Annotated in this window: 17 protein-coding genes; 3 read left to right on the top strand and 14 right to left on the bottom strand. The window is 50.4% G+C overall.

What is annotated here, in order from left to right; genetic code table 11:
- Nucleotides 1–46 precede the first annotated feature (46 nt).
- The 7 genes from asd to leuC form a co-directional block, all read right to left on the bottom strand.
- Nucleotides 47–1,159: an aspartate-semialdehyde dehydrogenase gene (asd, locus tag ACSSVF_RS11835; RefSeq protein ID WP_492403649.1), complete on the bottom strand. Its 1,113-nt coding sequence runs from the start codon at nucleotides 1,157–1,159 to the stop codon at nucleotides 47–49.
- A gap of 42 nt (nucleotides 1,160–1,201) precedes the next feature.
- Nucleotides 1,202–1,324, bottom strand: a complete 123-nt coding sequence (locus ACSSVF_RS11840; protein WP_492403651.1) for an entericidin A/B family lipoprotein — start codon at nucleotides 1,322–1,324, stop codon at nucleotides 1,202–1,204.
- 18 nt (nucleotides 1,325–1,342) lie between these two features.
- Nucleotides 1,343–1,837 (bottom strand): YajQ family cyclic di-GMP-binding protein, encoded by a 495-nt coding sequence (locus tag ACSSVF_RS11845; RefSeq protein ID WP_442586347.1) that lies wholly within the window; start codon nucleotides 1,835–1,837, stop codon nucleotides 1,343–1,345.
- Nucleotides 1,838–2,052: 215 nt separating this feature from the next.
- Nucleotides 2,053–2,364 carry a pyrimidine/purine nucleoside phosphorylase gene (gene ppnP, locus ACSSVF_RS11850; RefSeq protein WP_492403654.1) on the bottom strand — a complete coding sequence of 104 codons (312 nt, stop codon included), beginning with the start codon at nucleotides 2,362–2,364 and terminating at the stop codon, nucleotides 2,053–2,055.
- Nucleotides 2,365–2,469: 105 nt separating this feature from the next.
- Nucleotides 2,470–3,540, bottom strand: coding sequence for a 3-isopropylmalate dehydrogenase (leuB, locus tag ACSSVF_RS11855; RefSeq protein WP_492403656.1), 1,071 nt, complete (start codon nucleotides 3,538–3,540; stop codon nucleotides 2,470–2,472).
- Nucleotides 3,541–3,711: 171 nt separating this feature from the next.
- A complete protein-coding gene (leuD, locus tag ACSSVF_RS11860) occupies nucleotides 3,712–4,350 on the bottom strand; it encodes a 3-isopropylmalate dehydratase small subunit (RefSeq protein ID WP_442586344.1) in 639 nt (212 codons plus the stop codon).
- 11 nt (nucleotides 4,351–4,361) lie between these two features.
- Complete coding sequence (leuC, locus tag ACSSVF_RS11865) at nucleotides 4,362–5,768, bottom strand: 3-isopropylmalate dehydratase large subunit (protein ID WP_492403658.1); 1,407 nt, start codon at nucleotides 5,766–5,768, stop codon at nucleotides 4,362–4,364.
- 131 nt (nucleotides 5,769–5,899) lie between these two features.
- Here leuC and ACSSVF_RS11870 point away from each other — a divergent pair, with 131 nt between their 5' ends.
- Nucleotides 5,900–6,706: a helix-turn-helix transcriptional regulator gene (locus tag ACSSVF_RS11870; RefSeq protein WP_492403660.1), complete on the top strand. Its 807-nt coding sequence runs from the start codon at nucleotides 5,900–5,902 to the stop codon at nucleotides 6,704–6,706.
- Nucleotides 6,707–6,776: 70 nt separating this feature from the next.
- On the opposite strand, the gene ACSSVF_RS11875 is transcribed toward ACSSVF_RS11870, so the two are convergent.
- The 6 genes from ACSSVF_RS11875 to ACSSVF_RS11900 form a co-directional block, all read right to left on the bottom strand.
- The gene (locus tag ACSSVF_RS11875; RefSeq protein WP_492403661.1) at nucleotides 6,777–7,316 is read right to left on the bottom strand and encodes a hypothetical protein; all 540 of its coding nucleotides are present in this window, start codon (nucleotides 7,314–7,316) and stop codon (nucleotides 6,777–6,779) included.
- 79 nt (nucleotides 7,317–7,395) lie between these two features.
- Entirely contained in the window at nucleotides 7,396–8,964 is a 1,569-nt protein-coding gene (cimA, locus tag ACSSVF_RS11880) for a citramalate synthase (RefSeq protein WP_492403662.1), read from the bottom strand.
- Nucleotides 8,965–8,969: 5 nt separating this feature from the next.
- The gene (locus ACSSVF_RS11885; RefSeq protein WP_444701724.1) at nucleotides 8,970–10,193 is read right to left on the bottom strand and encodes an argininosuccinate synthase; all 1,224 of its coding nucleotides are present in this window, start codon (nucleotides 10,191–10,193) and stop codon (nucleotides 8,970–8,972) included.
- Nucleotides 10,194–10,272: 79 nt separating this feature from the next.
- Entirely contained in the window at nucleotides 10,273–11,190 is a 918-nt protein-coding gene (gene argF / locus ACSSVF_RS11890; RefSeq protein ID WP_492403663.1) for an ornithine carbamoyltransferase, read from the bottom strand.
- 20 nt (nucleotides 11,191–11,210) lie between these two features.
- Nucleotides 11,211–12,401: an aspartate aminotransferase family protein gene (locus ACSSVF_RS11895; RefSeq protein WP_492403665.1), complete on the bottom strand. Its 1,191-nt coding sequence runs from the start codon at nucleotides 12,399–12,401 to the stop codon at nucleotides 11,211–11,213.
- 63 nt (nucleotides 12,402–12,464) lie between these two features.
- On the bottom strand, nucleotides 12,465–12,956 hold the full coding sequence (locus tag ACSSVF_RS11900; protein ID WP_492403667.1) for a urate hydroxylase PuuD: 492 nt from the start codon (nucleotides 12,954–12,956) through the stop codon (nucleotides 12,465–12,467).
- 408 nt (nucleotides 12,957–13,364) lie between these two features.
- On the opposite strand from ACSSVF_RS11900, the gene mqo reads away from it, so the two are divergent.
- Nucleotides 13,365–14,849, top strand: a complete 1,485-nt coding sequence (gene mqo, locus ACSSVF_RS11905) for a malate dehydrogenase (quinone) (RefSeq protein WP_492403668.1) — start codon at nucleotides 13,365–13,367, stop codon at nucleotides 14,847–14,849.
- A gap of 133 nt (nucleotides 14,850–14,982) precedes the next feature.
- Nucleotides 14,983–16,764, top strand: a complete 1,782-nt coding sequence (locus tag ACSSVF_RS11910) for a pectate lyase-like domain-containing protein (protein WP_492403670.1) — start codon at nucleotides 14,983–14,985, stop codon at nucleotides 16,762–16,764.
- A gap of 68 nt (nucleotides 16,765–16,832) precedes the next feature.
- Here the strand turns inward: ACSSVF_RS11910 and ACSSVF_RS11915 are convergent, their stop codons facing one another.
- The gene (locus ACSSVF_RS11915; RefSeq protein WP_492403672.1) at nucleotides 16,833–17,834 is read right to left on the bottom strand and encodes an alpha/beta fold hydrolase; all 1,002 of its coding nucleotides are present in this window, start codon (nucleotides 17,832–17,834) and stop codon (nucleotides 16,833–16,835) included.
- Nucleotides 17,835–17,910: the final 76 nt, after the last annotated feature.

Here is a 17,910-nt window from a genome sequence, read left to right on the forward strand (position 1 = left end):
TTCACTAACAAATCATGGCTTTACGGGCTGTATTTTAAACAATTACTTAAGCTTCAACCAGAATTCGCAACATACGACGTAATGGCTCAGCGGCACCCCACAATAACTGGTCACCAACGGTAAAGGCCGACAGGTATTCACCACCCATAGCCAGCTTGCGCAAACGGCCTACCGGGGTGGTCAAAGTGCCAGTCACGGCCGCAGGGGTCAACTCACGGATGCTTGCTTCACGCTCGTTTGGCACAACCTTCGCCCACTGATTGGCTTCTGCCAGCATTTGGTTGATCTCATCCAGCGGCACATCCTGACGCAGTTTCAAGGTCAGCGCTTGTGAATGGCAGCGCATGGCACCTATGCGCACACACAAACCATCGATCACAATCGGGTTGGCTTCACGGCCCAGAATCTTGTTGGTTTCAGCGCCGCCTTTCCATTCTTCCTTGCTTTGGCCATTGCCCAGGTCTTTATCGATCCATGGGATCAAGCTACCAGCCAGCGGCACGCCAAAATGCTGGGTAGGCAAAGCCTCACTGCGCAGGGTGTCAGCCACGGTGCGATCAATCTCGAGAATGGCAGAAGCAGGGTTCGCCAGCAACTGCGCCGCTGACGCGTTGACCACGCCCATTTGCGAAATCAGTTCACGCATGTTTTGCGCACCGGCACCAGACGCCGCCTGGTAGGTCATTGAAGTCGCCCATTCCACCAGGTCAGCCTTGAACAAACCATTCAAAGCCATCAGCATTAGTGAAACTGTACAGTTACCGCCAATCCAGTTTTTACCACCCTGGTTTAATGCATCTTTAATCACATGCATATTGACCGGGTCGAGAATCACCACCGCGTCTTTGTCCATACGCAAGGTAGAGGCTGCATCAATCCAGTGACCATTCCAGCCACTACTGCGCAATTGCGGAAAAATCTCGCTGGTGTAATCGCCGCCCTGGCACGACACGATCGCATCCATCTTGCTCAGTTCAGCAATATTTTTAGCATCCTTCAAGGCAGGCGAAGTCTTGCCTACTGCAGGCGCAGCACCCCCTGTTTGTGATGTGGTGAAAAACTGTGGCTCGATATCGGTAAAATCATTCTCTTGCACCATGCGTTGCATGAGCACAGAGCCCACCATTCCGCGCCAGCCTACAAACCCTACTTTTAACATGTTATCTCGTTATTCTCGCCGGCCATCCCGGCATCAAAAACATTATTGAGAAGACTTTTTCTGCACGGCCTCACCAGCCTGCTCAAGATCTTTGCCCACCCCGTTCATTGTATTGCAACCTGCCAACACCATTGCGATTACCAGCGTCATCATTAACTTTGACATTTGTTTTCTCCTTAAAAATTAATCCCTGAAATTACCAAATTTCAACGGAAAGTCCGTGACATTCTTTTTAACAAAAGCGATTGCTTCCTGCAACACATCGCGCTTGGCACCATTTACGCGCACCGTATCGCCCTGGATGCTGGCCTGCACTTTCATGCCGCTGTCCTTGATCATCTTGGTCAAGCGTTTGGCCAGGTCGGAATCAATGCCTTCGCGCACGACCAAATCCTGCTTGACCTTATTGCCAGAGACCTTCTGCACATCCTTGTGTTCCAGACGCTTGGAAGATTCGGCCTCTTTTTTCTCCATGGAAGGCAACAAAATATCTTTGACCTGATCCAGCTGAAAGTCATTGTCGCCATGCAGGGTAATGACTTTATCTTTTTCATTAAAATCAATCTTGGCCGAGGTGCCCTTGAAATCATAGCGATTGACGATCTGCTTGCTGGCAGCATCCATCGCATTTTTCAGATTGACCATATCGACTTCAGAACTGATATCAAAACTTGGCATGTTAAAAACCTTTCAAGCGATGGCAGGTCAAGGCGTTAGCGCGCAGGCAGTACATTCAGTACGGCAAGCGCTCGCAACGCAGCCCTGCCGAGCAATCACAATTATTCGTTCCAACTAGAAATTGCGCAGCTTGAGCAAGGCATACAAGCGCAGCCAGTACACATAAGTACGGCAAGCGTGCATAACGCCGCTCAAGCAAGCAGGTTTGGTTGGCGCTATTCGAAATGGCAGACGTAGTCTACTGTTTCAGTCACTTCAATGTCAAAAGACGAATTACCCGGCACGGTGAATTTTTCACCTGCTTTATAAGTGGTCCAGTTTTCTTCATCTTTCAAGCGCACGTTACAGACACCATCATTGATTTCCATCAACTCTGGCGAGCCGGTATTAAAGGTCAATGTGCTGGGGAAAATCACACCCACGGTACATCGTGTCCCATTCGGGAACAGCACGGTGTGGCTGACGCACTTACCATCAAAATAAACGTTTGCTTTCTTTTTTACGCTGACATGATCAAATTGTGCCATTTTAAATTCCTGATTAATTTCAATGTGTCGCCAATAAAAGCGCGACTATATCACACCTGAAAACTGCGCGAGCGGGATGCAATACAACTTGCCCGCGCAGCATGCTTACATTGCGGCGACGATCTGGTCACCCATTTCGGAACAGGAAACACGCTTGGTGCCCTCTTCGTAAATGTCACCGGTACGATAACCAGCCGCCAGTACTTTTTTCACTGCGTTTTCAATACGGGTAGCTGCTGCCTCGTTATCAAAACTGTAGCGCAGCATCATGGCCGCCGACAGGATAGTCGCAATCGGGTTAGCCAGGTTTTTACCTGCGATATCCGGCGCTGAACCGTGTGACGGCTCATACAGGCCTTGTTTGCTTTCGTTCAGGGAAGCAGAGGCCAGCATGCCTATCGAGCCAGTCAGCATCGACGCTTCGTCAGACAAGATATCGCCAAAGATATTGCCGGTCACCATCACATCAAACTGTTTCGGGTTGCGGATCAATTGCATGGCTGCGTTATCTACGTACATGTGGCTCAATTCCACTTCTGGATATTCTTTCGCCACATCAATGACGATTTCTTTCCAAAACTCAGTCGTCTCTAATACGTTGGCTTTATCCACTGAACACAGTTTTTTGCCACGCTTCATGGCGATTTCAAACGCCACATGCGCAATACGGCGCACTTCCGGCTCGCTGTAAATCATGGTGTTAAAGCCTTCGCGTACGCCTTCATCATTGGTGCGTATGCCACGCGGCTGGCCGAAATACACATCGCCGGTCAACTCACGCACGATCATGATATCCAGGCCGGCTACCACTTCCGGCTTCAAGGTAGATGCATTCGCCAGCTCAGGGAACAACACCGCCGGACGCAGGTTGGCAAATAAACCCAGTTCTTTACGGATAGCCAACAAGCCACGTTCCGGGCGCAATGGACGGTCCAGCGTGTCATATTGCGGGCCGCCCACGGCACCAAGCAAAACGGCATCCGCGGCCCTACAGATTTTTTGCGTGAATTCAGGGTATGGATGACCGAATTGATCATAAGCCTGGCCGCCCAATGGCGCTTCGGTGAAGGTCATATCCAGACCATCTTTTTTCAATACTTCCAGCACGCGCAAGGCCTGTGCAACGATTTCCGGGCCGATGCCATCACCGGGTAAGACTGCGATATTTAATGCCATAGGGTTAATCCTAAATAGTAATGTTCAATAATGATGAGAAGCCATCAGAAATCGTCGCAAACAAGCGGGTAAACAGCTATGCGCAGCACAGAAACCCGAGTGTACATTGAGCACACGAGGGTTCATGCGCGCCTGGATTAAAACGATGTCAATCAGTGGCGAAACAGGTTTTTATGCAAACAACCAGGGCTGTGACTGCTTATGCTTTTCTTCAAATGCCTTGATCTGATCCGCATGCTGCAAGGTCAGGCCGATTTCATCCAGGCCGTTGAGCAGGTTGTGCTTGCGGGTCGGGGTGATCTCAAAACTGAATGACTGGCCCGAAGGCGTCGTCACGGTTTGAGAGACCAAATCAACGTTCAGCGTGTAGCCTTCATTCGCCAGACACTCTTTGAACAGGCTATCCACTTGCTCGGCAGAAGCCACGATAGGCAAAATACCGTTCTTGTAACAGTTATTGAAGAAAATATCGGCAAAGCTAGGCGCAATCAGCACACGAAAGCCCTGATCCTCAATCGCCCATGGCGCGTGTTCACGTGAAGAACCGCAACCGAAGTTATCACGTGCCAGCAGCACTTGTGCGCCCTTGTATCGTGGCTGGTTCAGTACGAAATCCTTATTCAAAGGACGTGTGCTGCAATCCATGCCTGGCTCACCGTAATTGGTATAACGCCACTCATCAAACAGGTAAGGGCCAAAGCCAGAACGCTTGATCGATTTCAAAAACTGTTTCGGGATAATGGCATCGGTATCGACGTTGGCTCTATCCAGGGGACAGACCAGACCATTTAAAGTACTAAATGCTTTCATGCTGCTCTCCTTTATACACTGCGCACATCGACAAAATGCCCGGCGATCGCTGCCGCCGCGGCCATTTCCGGGCTCACCAGGTGCGTACGTCCACCCGGACCCTGACGGCCCTCAAAGTTGCGGTTTGAAGTCGAAGCGCAACGTTCACCCGGCTCCAGGCGATCAGCATTCATGGCCAGACACATGGAACAGCCTGGCTCACGCCACTCAAATCCTGCATCGATAAATACCTTGTCCAGCCCTTCCGCTTCAGCCTGGCGTTTGACCTGGCCGGAACCCGGCACCACCATGGCCAGTTTGATATTGCCTGCAACCTTTTTGCCCTTGGCAACACCTGCAGCTGCACGCAAATCTTCAATACGAGAGTTGGTGCAAGAGCCGATAAATATCTTATCCAGCTTGATCTCATCAAGCGGCGTATTGGCATTCAGGCCCATGTATTTCAGGGCATTTTCAATGCTGGTGCGCTTGGTGGCATCGCCTTCCTGTGCAGGATCAGGCACGGTTGAGCCGATAGGCAGCACTTGTTCTGGTGAGGTACCCCAGGTCACTTGCGGTGCGATCTCAGCGCCTTTCAGCTCAACCACTGCGTCATAGGTGGCATCTGCATCAGATTGCAGGGTTTTCCAGTAATCCACGGCTTTGGCCCAGTTTTCACCTTTAGGCGCATGCAGGCGGCCTTCGAGGTAAGCCGCGGTTTTTTCATCAGGCGCAACGATACCTGCACGTGCCCCGGCTTCAATCGCCATATTGCACAGCGTCATGCGGCCTTCCATAGACAAGCCACGGATGACTTCACCACCAAACTCAATAGCGTAGCCGGTACCACCAGCAGTACCTATCTTGCCGATAATCGCCAGCGCGACATCTTTAGCAGTCACACCTTTGCCTAGTTGGCCATCGACCCTGACCAGCAAACATTTGGATTTTTTAGCCACCAGGGTTTGCGTCGCCATCACATGTTCCACCTCGGACGTGCCGATACCATGCGCCAGCGCGCCAAACGCACCATGGGTAGAGGTATGGCTATCGCCACAGACTACCGTCATGCCAGGCAGTGTGGTGCCATTTTCAGGTCCGATGACATGGATAATGCCCTGGTCCTTGTTTTTAAACGGGAAGTAAACAAGCGCACCAAATTCTTTGATATTGCTATCCAGCGTTTCGACTTGCAGGCGCGAAATCGGGTCTTCAATACCCTTATCCCAGTCTTTGGTCGGCGTGTTATGGTCAGGATTGGCCACGATGGAGCTATTACGCCAGGGTTTGCGCCCGGCAATACGCATGCCTTCAAATGCCTGCGGGCTAGTCACTTCATGTACCAGGTGGCGATCGATGTAAATCAAACAGGTACCGTCTGGTTCCTCACGCACCACGTGCGAATCCCATAATTTGTCGTACAGTGTTTTGCCTGCCATGACCGTTCCTTTCAAATACTACGTATCAAATATACTAAATTGATAAAACATGCGCAGAATACCTAAGTTTCAATACCCTTACAAGAATATCATTTATACTAGTATTAAGACTAATAGGATAATGAAATCAAATGGATACGAGACGTCAGGAACTAGCTGAATTTTTACAGGCCATGCGCCAACGTGGCAGCCCAGAAGCGTTTGGTTTCCCCTCCGGTTCCCGCAGGCGTACACATGGCCTGCGAAGGGAAGAAGTCGCACAATTAGCGGGCATCAGCGCCACCTGGTACACCTGGATAGAACAGGCACGCGAAATCAATGTGTCGGCCGATGCACTGGATAGATTGGCCACCGCTTTAAAGCTCAGCAAATCAGAGCGCAGTTACCTGTTTGATATGGCGGACAGGCGTGATCCACAAGCACATCAAACTGAAGTCGATACTGCACCGGAAACCTTGATCAGCATTCTAAGCAAGATAGAGGTACCCGCCTACATTATGGGTCGTACCTGGGATATCCTTGCCTGGAATCAGGCGGCGACAAATCTATTTAGCGGATTGCTAGACATTGACTGGCCTGAAGGTGCGCACCCTAACTTGCTTAGATTTGTGTTTTCTCACCTGACAGCTAAAACATTTGTCGTTAATTGGGAAATGCGTGCAAGAAGACTAGTCGCAGAGTTCAGGGCAGATTGCCGCTCTCGCTTAGAAGAGCCTGAGGTCAAACAACTAGTCAATGAATTGAGTATTGCCAGCGAGGAATTCTCATTCTACTGGAAACAACATGATGTGCTGGAACGACAAGGCGGGCAAAGAGAGTTCCAGCATCCACAGTCTGGGTACATAAATTTCCAGCAAGTGACTTTAAGACTAGTTGAACAGGAGCAACTTAAACTGGTGTTGCTGGAACCTGCATCATTAGCAATGAGACAAACATGATGTAGAGCCAAAATAGCATGGCTACTTGATTGCGCCTTCTACATAAAAGTCACTGATAGTGACCATGTTGTTATTGCTTTTTATTCATGTTAGTTTTTAATTGATTAAGAGGGCTGACACTGCACCATGACCCTGACTCGCTAAAAGCTTTTTTAAAATCCATCAAAAGCACTTCTTCCTCTCTTTTGACACTAAAATCATTTGCTACTGAAGATTCCAGCAACACGGTGTTACAGCCATTCTTTTTAGCCCTGTAGTAACGCCCAGCTTCAGGTGTAAAGTTAAATGTCGAGATACAAGCAGGACTCATCGTACTGCCGTGAATTGAAATCGAAATAGGTTTCCCCGCCTCAATCTTCTCAACGCTTGCTGTTATATCACCTGGAATATATCTCCCTTGTTGTAACCATAACCGCTGCTTACAGCTCTCAGCTTCTTGGTATGTGGCAATAAAGGCGGTTTTATCCGGCTCGTTATTAGCGTCAACGACATGAATATATGCTGTGCTCTTTTCTGCAGGTACTGTGTATTTTGTTGAGCAACCGCTCAAGGTGACAGCAGCACATATGCCAACTGTAAAAAGGAATGGAAAAACCGGCTTCAGCATCATGAATATCTCTTCTATCTATTATTTTTTGATAATACGCTGAGCAATATATTTTGATCGCTTCGGCGCTTCCGACTAAACCCTATCCTCGCATCAACTTATATTCCACCGCATCTTTCAATGCCAGCCACGAAGCTTCAATAATATCAGACGACACACCAACAGTAGTCCAGTTAGTTTGCTGGTCGGTTGATTCGATCATGACCCGCACTTTAGCCGCCGTGGCCAGGTTTGAGTCCAATACCCGCACTTTGTAATCAACCAGTTTGATCTCTTTAATGATGGGGTAAAAAGGCTCAAGGGCCTTACGCATCGCCTTGTCTAATGCATATACCGGGCCGTCGCCATAGGCAGTGACTTCCGATTCCTGGTCGTTCACATACAGACTGATCGTGACCGCAGAGTTAATGCCATTGACAGAAGGTTCATGGATATATACGCTATATTGTTTCAGCCGGAAGTAAGGCTGAAACTTACCCAGCAGCTTGTGCATCAGCAGATGAAACGAGCTTTCCGCACTCTCAAACTGGTAGCCTTCATGTTCCAGGGCTTTTAAATGCTCAAGTATCTGGATGGCCGCTTCAGACTCCTTGGTCAGGGTCGGGTCGATTTGCTGCAATTTATTTAAAATCGCCCCGCGCCCTGCTACTTCAGACACCAGGATATGGCGCTCATTACCAACAATGTTAGGGCTGATATGCTCATAGGATGAAGGATTCTTATTCACCGCATCAATGTGCATGCCGCCTTTATGCGCAAACGCATCGTGGCCGACATAAGGCGCTTTATCGTTAAACGTCACGTTCGCCACTTCACTGACAAAGCGTGCGGCGGCAGTCAGTTCAGCCAGTTGCGCAGCAGAAATACATTCCAGGCCAAGCTTTAATTGCACGTTGGGAATGATAGATACCAGGTTGGCATTACCGCATCGCTCGCCTATACCGTTAATGGTGCCTTGCACCTGTACTGCGCCTGCCTGTACTGCGGCGACTGAATTAGCCACCGCCATTTCGCAATCATTATGGCAATGGATACCGATGTCCAATGTTGGGAAACGTGCCACCACGGTTTGGGTGATTTCAAAAATCTCGTTGGGAAAGCTGCCACCGTTGGTGTCGCACAGGGCTAGAACATCAGCACCGGCATCGGCAGCCGCTTGCAACGTGTTCAGGGCGTATTCAGCATTGGCTTTGTAGCCATCATAAAAGTGCTCGGCATCAAACACCACTTCTTTGCCCTGTGATTTCAGGTAAGCAATGGTGTCCGCTATCATGGCCAGGTTTTCGTCCAGCGTGGTACGCAGGATATCGGTGACCTGGTAATCCCAACTCTTGCCAAAAATGGCGACGGCGTGGGTATTGGCAGAAAGTAAGGATTGCAGGTTTTTGTCTTCAGCAGCAGTGATGCCGATGCGGCGTGTGCTGCCAAAGGCAATGATCTTGGCGTGCTGTAAATCCAGCTCGCCGACGCGTGCGAAAAACTCTAAATCTTTCGGGTTGGAGCCGGGGTTGCCGGCTTCGATATAGCCTATGCCCAGTTGATCCAGGCGCTGTACGATCTTGAGTTTATCCTCGACTGAAAATGAAACACCCTGCGCTTGTGCTCCATCGCGCAGGGTAGAATCATAAGCAATCACATGTTGCCTGGGCATAAGGGTTATTTTTTGCGGTTATGCAAATTCGCCGCAATACGCATTCTTAATGCATTCAGTTTAATAAAGCCGCCAGCATCTTTCTGGTCATAAGCGCCTTTGTCATCTTCAAAAGTCGCAATGGTCGAGTCAAACAATGAATCTGTTTTACTGTCACGGCCCACCACGATGACATTGCCTTTGTACAACTTCACGCGCACCCAGCCATTGACTGTGGCTTGCGTGTGGTCTATCAGCGTTTGCAAGGCCAGGCGCTCCGGGCTCCACCAGTAACCGTTGTAGATCAGGCTGGCGTAGCGTGGCATCAAATCATCTTTCAGATGCGCGACTTCGCGGTCCAGCGTGATGCTTTCAATGGCACGGTGCGCTTTCAGGATGATGGTGCCGCCCGGTGTTTCGTAACAACCACGTGACTTCATGCCAACATAACGGTTTTCTACCAAGTCCAGACGGCCAATGCCGTGCTTGCCACCGATACGGTTCAACTCGGCCAGAATCTCGTGTGCTTTCAGGGCTTTGCCATTCAAGGCAACGATGTCACCGTTCTTGAATTCGATATCCAGATACTCTGCGGCATCCGGCGCTTTTTCCGGTGACACTGTCCAGCGCCACATATCTTCTTCCGCTTCGGCAGCCGGGTCTTCCAGATGACGGCCTTCGTAAGAAATGTGCAGCAGGTTAGCATCCATGGAGTATGGGCTACCGCCTTGCTTGTGCTTCATTTCCACCGGGATGCTATGTTTCTCGGCATAGGCCAGCAGTTTTTCACGGGACAGCAGATCCCACTCACGCCATGGGGCAATGATCTGGATATTCGGGTTGAGTGCATAAGCGCCCAGTTCAAAACGTACCTGGTCGTTGCCTTTGCCGGTCGCACCATGCGAAATCGCATCGGCTTTGGTTTCGTTGGCGATTTCAATCAGGCGCTTGGCGATCAAAGGACGTGCGATAGACGTACCCAGCAGGTATTCGCCCTCATACACGGTATTGGCACGGAACATCGGGAACACGAAGTCACGCACAAACTCTTCGCGCAAGTCATCGATATAGATTTCCTTAACGCCAAACTTTTGCGCTTTTTCACGCGCAGGCTCCAGCTCTTCACCCTGGCCCAAGTCTGCGGTAAATGTCACCACTTCACATTGATAGGTGTCTTGTAACCACTTCAAGATCACGGAAGTATCCAGTCCACCGGAGTAGGCCAATACTGCTTTTTTAATATCGCTCATTAATGCATGTTTCCTTAAAAACGTTTACCAGATTGGCACGCAGTCACAGAGAAAAATCTCTGGCATCGTGCCGACAAGGTCAATCAATTTTGCCCAATAACAAATATTCCATCAGCGCCTTTTGTGTATGCAGGCGGTTCTCCGCCTCATCCCACACCACGCTCTGCTTGCCATCAATCACTTCTGCAGCCACTTCTTCACCCCTGTGGGCTGGCAGACAATGCATAAACACCGCATCTGCTTTCGCTACCTTCATCATGTCGGCATCGACTTGCCAGTCGGCGAAATCTTTACGGCGCTCTTCATTCTCAGCTTCAAAGCCCATGCTGGTCCAGACATCGGTGGTCACCAGGTCGGCGTCACGCGCGGCTTCCATTGGGTCGGCAAACGACTCGAAGTGATCCGTACCATACAGGTTGGCACGTTCAAATTCGACTTCATAGCCAGGCGGCGTAGACACATGCACGTTGAAATCCAGCACTTCTGCCGCTTGCAGCCAGGTATTGCAGACGTTGTTGCTGTCACCGATCCAGGTCACGGTTTTGCCCTGGATAGGCCCACGGTGCTCAATAAAGGTAAAAATATCTGCCAGTATCTGGCACGGGTGATATTCATTGGTGAGGCCGTTGATCACCGGTACACGCGAGTTTTGCGCAAAGCGTTCAATAATGCTTTGCTCAAAGGTACGGATCATGACGATGTCGCTCATGCGTGAAATCACTTGTGCTGCATCTTCCACCGGTTCACCGCGACCCAATTGTGAATCACGCGTGTTCAGGTAAATCGCCGAACCACCCAGTTGCTGCATGCCCGCTTCAAAAGACAGACGGGTCCGCGTGCTGGCTTTTTCAAAAATCATGACCAGCGTGCGATCAGTCAACGGCCAGTATTGCTGGTAATTCTTAAACTGCGATTTAATCCATTTGGCGCGGGCAAAAATATGCTCTATTTCATCCCGCTTCAGATCGTTAAACTGCAAAAAGTGTTTGATACTCATGATAATCCGGCGCAGTTAACTCACGCGCTTGCCTTTAAAAAATTCAAAATCAGTGGGGCCAGTCTGTTGACCAGTTCTTCGGCCTCTTGCTTGTTCATCACCAGCGATGGCAACAAACGAATGACCTTTTCGGAAGTCACATTAATTAATAGCTTGGCAGCCAACCCTTGTTTCACTAGGTCAGCACAAGGCCTGTCCAGCTCTATACCTATCATCATGCCGGCATTGCGAATCTGCACGATACCCGCCTGCCCTTTGAGTGCTTCAGTCAGTAACTGGTTGATATAATCACCAACGGTTTTTGCGTTTTCAAGCAGGTTTTCCTCGGCGATAATATTGAGCGTTGCCAGACCTGCGGCAGTCGCCAATGGATTACCACCAAAAGTGGAGCCATGCTTGCCTGGGGTGAATGTTTCAGCGGCGACACCACGCGCGACACAAGCACCGATAGGCACGCCCGAGCCCAGCCCTTTGGCCAGTGTCATCACGTCCGGCACAATGCCAGTGTGCTGGAAAGCAAACCAGGTACCTGTTCTGGCAATACCAGACTGCACTTCATCCAGCATCAATAACCAGCCATTGGCATCACAGATCTCACGCAAACCCTGGAAATAAGCATTCAGGCTGGCTGGAATATGCACGCCACCTTCGCCCTGGATTGGTTCAACCAGAATCGCAACGACGTTATTTTTATGTGAAGCAATGGTTTTAATCGCTTCCAGGTCATCAAACGGCACGCGCAAAAAGCCGCTGACCAGCGGCTCGAATCCGGCTTGTACCTTGCGGTTGCCGGTTGCAGACAAGGTCGCCATGGTCCGGCCATGGAAACTCTGGTCCATCACGATGATTTCAGGATGGTCTATGCCTTTGTTGTGGCCATGCAGGCGGGCCAGTTTGATCGCCGCTTCGTTCGCTTCGCAACCAGAGTTACAGAAAAATATCCTGTCCATGCCAGAAAGCTCAGCCAGTTTATCGGCCAACGCTGATTGTTCAGCGATCTGGTAAATGTTGGAAACATGGATCAACCTGGCGATTTGCGCATTCAGAGCGGCGACAAATTTCGGGTGGGCATGACCAAGGCCATTGACTGCCACGCCTGAGAGTGCGTCCAGATAGCGATCACCGGCAGTGTCTGTCAACCAGACACCTTCGCCTTTGACAAACGTCACAGGCTGTCTACCATAGGTGTTCATTAAATGTTCGGAATGCATTTCAAAACCCTTTATCAAAAAACAAAAACGGCGGCTCAAGCCGCCGTAACCGTCTTAAACCGTTTAAAACCCTAATACTGCCCTATGACTCAAACCATTCGCCATGAAAAACAACATGGGAATAGACAGCATCATATTGGTGCGGGATGCCAGCATCGCCACACGTCGGGCAGTATTTTTGGCCGCATCATCTGCAGGCACCAGGCCTAAAATCTTTTTCTGGTTAGGCCAGATCAGTACCCAGACATTGATCAGCATAATGGTGCCCAGCCAGGCACCTACGCCTATCACTTCAAAACCATTGCGCAGCATAAATGCGTCATGCATATGTGCACCTAGCAAAGCCGACCCGGCTAACCATGTCACCACAGCAGACCAGCGGAACCACAGCAAGGCCCGGGGTGCCACATGCTTGCTGATCCCAGCAGCAGTGCCATCGGCCGCCGCAGCTTTCAAGGCTGACATTTGCACCAGGTTAAAATAATAAAGCAGGCCTACCCATGTAATGCCTGCCAGAAGATGAATCCAACGCGCGAGTGCCGGGACCAGCTCCATGATTAGGCTCCGACCGTCACAAAATTTTTCAGGAAAAACACCAGCGCCACGGTCAACAAAACGCCTGACAGAATGGTGCCTGCGATAGATTCCAATGGATTTTTCATGCTTCCCCCGTTCATGTAGCCAAAATCATGCATGCGATTGCGGTAAACCATTCGGTGCACGCTTGAGTGATTTCACCAGCCCTTAAGCGGGATTTTTTTGTTGTGAAATCACAATATTGGCGAATGCTGGAGATTACCGCAAAAGTCTTTATTTGACAAGTTAACGGGGCTGCCACAGCCCTGCATGACCCTATACTCGCTTTCGCAGATGATGGTTGGTCTTTTTCGTTTTATAATGCGCGGCGGCATTATGATTGTGCGTTTGACATTCAAGCGCCTCACTACGAGGAATTCACACACCATGGCAACAACCGATATCGATGTACTGCTGGTTGGCGGCGGCATTATGAGCGCCACGCTGGCGATTTTGCTACATCGGCTGGATCCCGATTTACATATCTGCATGGTCGAAAAGCTGGAGGATGTGGCCCTCGAAAGTTCAGATGCCCTGAATAACGCCGGTACCGGCCATGCCGGTTATTGCGAACTGAACTACACCCCAAAAGCCAAGAATGGCGGCATTGAGATTCGCCGTGCCCTGGAAATCAATGCAGCGTTTGAAGTCTCGCTGCAATGCTGGTCAACCCTGGTGAAAGAAGGCGTATTGAACGCCGAGGACTTTATTCAGCGCGTGCCGCACCTGAGCGCAGTGTGGGGCGAACACAACAGTGCATTTTTGCGCCAGCGCCATGCCCTGCTAAAAGCCCATCCGTTGTTCGCTGAAATGCAGTGGAGCAACAAACCAGCTACCCTTAACGACTGGATGCCATTGATGATGGCTGGCCGTCAGCAGGCAGACGGCATGTCTGCCACCCATGTGGCGCATGGCTCGGATGTGAACTTTGGTGCGCTGACACGACAACTGGTAGCTTATTTGAAAACGCGGCCCAACTTCACCTTGCTCACGCAATCACGCGTCAGCAAACTGAAACAGCAGCCTAAACACAATACCTGGCAAGTGCAGATCCAGAACCTGGCGTCAGGACAATCCCAGTCATTTAACGCCAGTTTCGTATTCCTGGGCGCTGGCGGCGGCGCTTTGCCACTATTGCAGCAATCCGGCATTGCCGAAGCGCAAGGTTACGGCGGCTTCCCGGTCAGTGGGCAGTGGCTGATCTGTGACAACCCCGCGCTGATCAATCAGCACCATGCCAAAGTTTACAGTCAGGCAGCCGTTGGCGCACCGCCGATGTCGGTCCCGCATCTGGATACACGCATGATCCATGGCAAACCGTCGCTGATGTTTGGCCCGTATGCAGGGTTCACTACCCGCTTTCTCAAACAAGGCTCGCGTTTTGACCTGGCCAAGTCAGTCAAATTCAGAAATATCAAAAGCCTGCTCGGTGTGTGCAGGCACAATGTGGACCTGACAAAATACTTGATCAAAGAAGTGTTTCAAGGCCATGAGCAACGTATGCATGCCTTACGTGTTTTTCTGCCTGAGGCGAATAGCCAGGATTGGCGGCTGGCACATGCAGGGCAGCGCGTGCAGATTATCAAACGCTGCCACCAGCATTGGGGCAAGCTCGAATTCGGTACCGAAATTGTGGCCTCTGCCGATGGCAGCCTGGCAGCATTGCTAGGCGCATCACCGGGCGCATCGGTCAGCGTGAAAGCCATGCTGGATGTACTGGAACGCTGCTTTGGCAGCCGCATGCAAAGCCAGGCATGGCAAGACACGTTAAAATCGCTGATCCCCTCTTATGGTGAGTCACTGATAGACGATGCTACCCTGTTGGCGCGTGTTCGCCGCGACACATTAAGCACATTAAATCTTTCATCATAAGCAATTGATTTTATAGTCATAAAGCCGTCTTACGAAGGTATGGCAACCCACCATCGCAAGAAAAAAAATGAATTTCATAGGCAAAAGTATGGTCCAGCCTACAAATATTTAAAACACTGAAAGCTTTTTGTTTATGTCTCACTGTTCATTTGGTCACCATGATACGCGCACGTTTAATTTACCAACTTCAGGCTTGCCTGCTGCCACGGCTTTAGTGGCAACCCTGGTACTGGCAGGCTGCCAGGCAACCGAGGTGCAGAACAAGCCAGTGGAAACGCCAGACTTTGGCGAGCATGTCATCATCATGGATCCCTCCATGCCTTCCAATGAAGTGCAAGACAAGCTGGATGCCATATTCAAACTGCAGGAAAGCAACCAATTCGGCCCCGAGCGCTATGCCGTGCTGTTTAAACCTGGCGTTTACCACAACAAAGTCAGGCTTGGTTTTTATACCCAGCTATTAGGGCTGGGCCAATTTCCGGACGACGTCATGCTGCAAGGCGGCATCCAGGTTGAAGCTTCCTGGCATGGCGGGGATGCCACGCAAAACTTCTGGCGCAGTGTAGAAAACCTGTCTGTCACGCCCGATAACGGCACCATGCAATGGGCCGTGTCCCAGGCCTCTCCCCTGCGCCGTATCCACGTGCGCGGCAATATGTTGCTGGATGACAATGGCGGCTGGTCCAGTGGCGGATTCATTGCGGACAGCCTGGTAGATCAGGAAATCAATTCCGGCACGCAACAACAGTGGCTTACCCGCAACTCGACTTTAGGCAGCTGGACTAACGAAAACTGGAACATGGTATTTGTCGGCGTTAAAAATGCGCCTGACGGCCAAGGCTGGCCTAATCCGCCGTATACAGTGGTTGAGCAAACGCCTGTGGTCAGTGAAAAGCCGTTTTTAACCATTGATAGCGCGGGTCATTACAGCGTGTTTGTCCCGGCCTTGCGTAAAAACAGCCAGGGCGTGAGCTGGCAAGATAAGCACCTCTCTGGCGAAAGCTTGCCTCTGGATAAGTTTTACATCGCTAAAGCGGCCACGGATACTGCCAGCACGTTGAATGCTGCGCTCAATGCAGGCAAACACCTGCTGTTTACGCCTGGTATTTACCAGCTGGATGCACCAGTGCAAATTAAAAACCCGAATACCGTGGTGCTAGGCCTGGGTATCGCCACCCTGCTACCCACGGCAGGCAATGTGGCGATGACGGTGGCAGATGTCGATGGCGTAAAAGTCAGTGGCCTATTGTTTGATGCCGGTGAAAAAAACTCTGAAGTACTGCTACAGGTAGGCGACAAGAAAACCACACTAAGCCATGCGCAAAACCCGATCACCCTGCACGACGTGTTTTTCAGGGTGGGCGGTGCCAGTGTAGGCAATGCCACACATAGTGTCATTATCAATAGCAATCACGTGATTGGTGACAACTTGTGGGTATGGCGCGGTGACCATGGCAATGGCATAGGCTGGGGCCTCAATAAAACCAAACACGGCATTATCGTCAATGGTGACGCTGTCACCATGTATGGTTTATTCGTAGAGCATTTCCATGATTACCAGACCTTATGGAACGGTGAAAATGGCGAAGTCTACTTTTACCAGAGTGAAGCGCCCTACGATGTGCCCAATCAGGAAAGCTGGATGAATGGCAGTACCAACGGCTATGCGTCATATAAAGTCGCTGACCATGTCACGCATCACAAAGCCATAGGCATGGGGGTTTACTGTTTCTTTGATACCAATACCAGCGTCAAGCTCAACAGTGCGATTGAAGCCCCGACAGGCCCGGATATACATTTTGAACACGTGACCAGCGTGTCACTGGGCGGAACCGGAGAAATCACCCATGTACTGAACGCTCAGGGTGATAAAGCCTACGACAAAAACTATGTCGCCAGGATCATCAAACAATAAATAACATCTGCAACACTTCACGCAGAGCAATGAGCCGAAAATCAAGCATATTTTCGGCTCATTGCTTTTTAGCGTTTGATTTTACGATCAAGGAAATTGCGCATCAGTTTGCCGATTTCCTCGCCATCTTCTTCCAGCGCAAAGTGCCCGGTATCAAACAGGTGTAACTCCGCATCAGGCAAATCACGCAAGTAAGGCGTCGCCCCGGCAGCAGGGAAAATCTTGTCGTTCTTTCCCCAGACGATCAGCATAGGTGGCTGATGTTTGCGGAAGTACGCCTGCCAGGCTGGGTAAAGGGGAGGATTTGTGCCATAGCTGTAAAACAGTTCCACCTGAATGTCCTTGTTACCTGGGCGATCCAGATAGGCCTGGTCTAGCATCCAGGTGTCAGGGCTGACATGCTTGGCCGGGTCACGAAAGCCTTCAGTGTATTGCCATTTTGTCGCGCCCACTTCCAGCACAGATCGCAGCTTGGCAGCATTCACTTCGGTTTTATCTTTCCAATAGGCTTTGATCGGCTCCCAAAATGGATTATCTATGCCTTCTTGGTAAGCGTTGCCATTTTGCACCACAATGGCGGTGATTTTCTCGGGATGTGCGGCCGCCAGGCGATAGCCAACCGGCGCGCCATAATCCTGCACATAGATGGCATATTGCGTTAAACCAAGCTCGGCGGTCAATTTATCGACCACGGATGCCAGGTTGTCAAAGCTATACTTAAATTTATCCATTGCGGGCTGCTCACTTTGGCCATAGCCAGGATAATCCGGCGCAATCACGTGGTAACGATCAGCCAGTTGCGGTATCAGGTTCCTGAACATATGTGACGATGTCGGGAAGCCATGCAGAAGCAACACGGTAGGTGCATTTTTAGGGCCTGCTTCGCGATAGAATACTTTGACGCCATCGATCACGACCGTGTGATAAGAGACAGCCGTTTCACTCTGTGCGGTTTGTGGTGCAGTTGTCGCCGCAGTTGCTTCATACACCGGCATGACGAATGTAGTCATTAGCGCAGCCAGTAAAACAGGCATTTGTACAGCGACCTTAAATTTTGTGTAGTTCATCATTTATCCTTTGTCATTGATATCGATCACCGAAAATTCGGTATGACACAATGTAACCGGATGCAGATTTAAGTAGCAC

This window comes from Methylophilus sp. E2MeOHC9 (assembly GCF_058744375.1).

Bases quoted from the DNA above. Each gene is read 5' to 3' on its own strand.
- ACSSVF_RS11885 (WP_444701724.1), bottom strand. From the start codon at position 10,193: ATGAGCGATATTAAAAAAGCAGTATTGGCCTACTCCGGTGGACTGGAT.
- leuD (WP_442586344.1), bottom strand. From the start codon at position 4,350: ATGAAAGCATTTAGTACTTTAAATGGTCTGGTCTGTCCCCTGGATAGA.
- cimA (WP_492403662.1), bottom strand. From the start codon at position 8,964: ATGCCCAGGCAACATGTGATTGCTTATGATTCTACCCTGCGCGATGGA.
- ACSSVF_RS11875 (WP_492403661.1), bottom strand. From the start codon at position 7,316: ATGATGCTGAAGCCGGTTTTTCCATTCCTTTTTACAGTTGGCATATGT.
- asd (WP_492403649.1), bottom strand. From the start codon at position 1,159: ATGTTAAAAGTAGGGTTTGTAGGCTGGCGCGGAATGGTGGGCTCTGTG.
- ACSSVF_RS11870 (WP_492403660.1), top strand. From the start codon at position 5,900: ATGGATACGAGACGTCAGGAACTAGCTGAATTTTTACAGGCCATGCGC.
- leuC (WP_492403658.1), bottom strand. From the start codon at position 5,768: ATGGCAGGCAAAACACTGTACGACAAATTATGGGATTCGCACGTGGTG.
- ACSSVF_RS11900 (WP_492403667.1), bottom strand. From the start codon at position 12,956: ATGGAGCTGGTCCCGGCACTCGCGCGTTGGATTCATCTTCTGGCAGGC.
- argF (WP_492403663.1), bottom strand. From the start codon at position 11,190: ATGAGTATCAAACACTTTTTGCAGTTTAACGATCTGAAGCGGGATGAA.
- ACSSVF_RS11845 (WP_442586347.1), bottom strand. From the start codon at position 1,837: ATGCCAAGTTTTGATATCAGTTCTGAAGTCGATATGGTCAATCTGAAA.
- ACSSVF_RS11840 (WP_492403651.1), bottom strand. From the start codon at position 1,324: ATGTCAAAGTTAATGATGACGCTGGTAATCGCAATGGTGTTGGCAGGT.
- ACSSVF_RS11910 (WP_492403670.1), top strand. From the start codon at position 14,983: ATGTCTCACTGTTCATTTGGTCACCATGATACGCGCACGTTTAATTTA.
- leuB (WP_492403656.1), bottom strand. From the start codon at position 3,540: ATGGCATTAAATATCGCAGTCTTACCCGGTGATGGCATCGGCCCGGAA.
- ACSSVF_RS11915 (WP_492403672.1), bottom strand. From the start codon at position 17,834: ATGATGAACTACACAAAATTTAAGGTCGCTGTACAAATGCCTGTTTTA.
- ppnP (WP_492403654.1), bottom strand. From the start codon at position 2,364: ATGGCACAATTTGATCATGTCAGCGTAAAAAAGAAAGCAAACGTTTAT.
- ACSSVF_RS11895 (WP_492403665.1), bottom strand. From the start codon at position 12,401: ATGCATTCCGAACATTTAATGAACACCTATGGTAGACAGCCTGTGACG.
- mqo (WP_492403668.1), top strand. From the start codon at position 13,365: ATGGCAACAACCGATATCGATGTACTGCTGGTTGGCGGCGGCATTATG.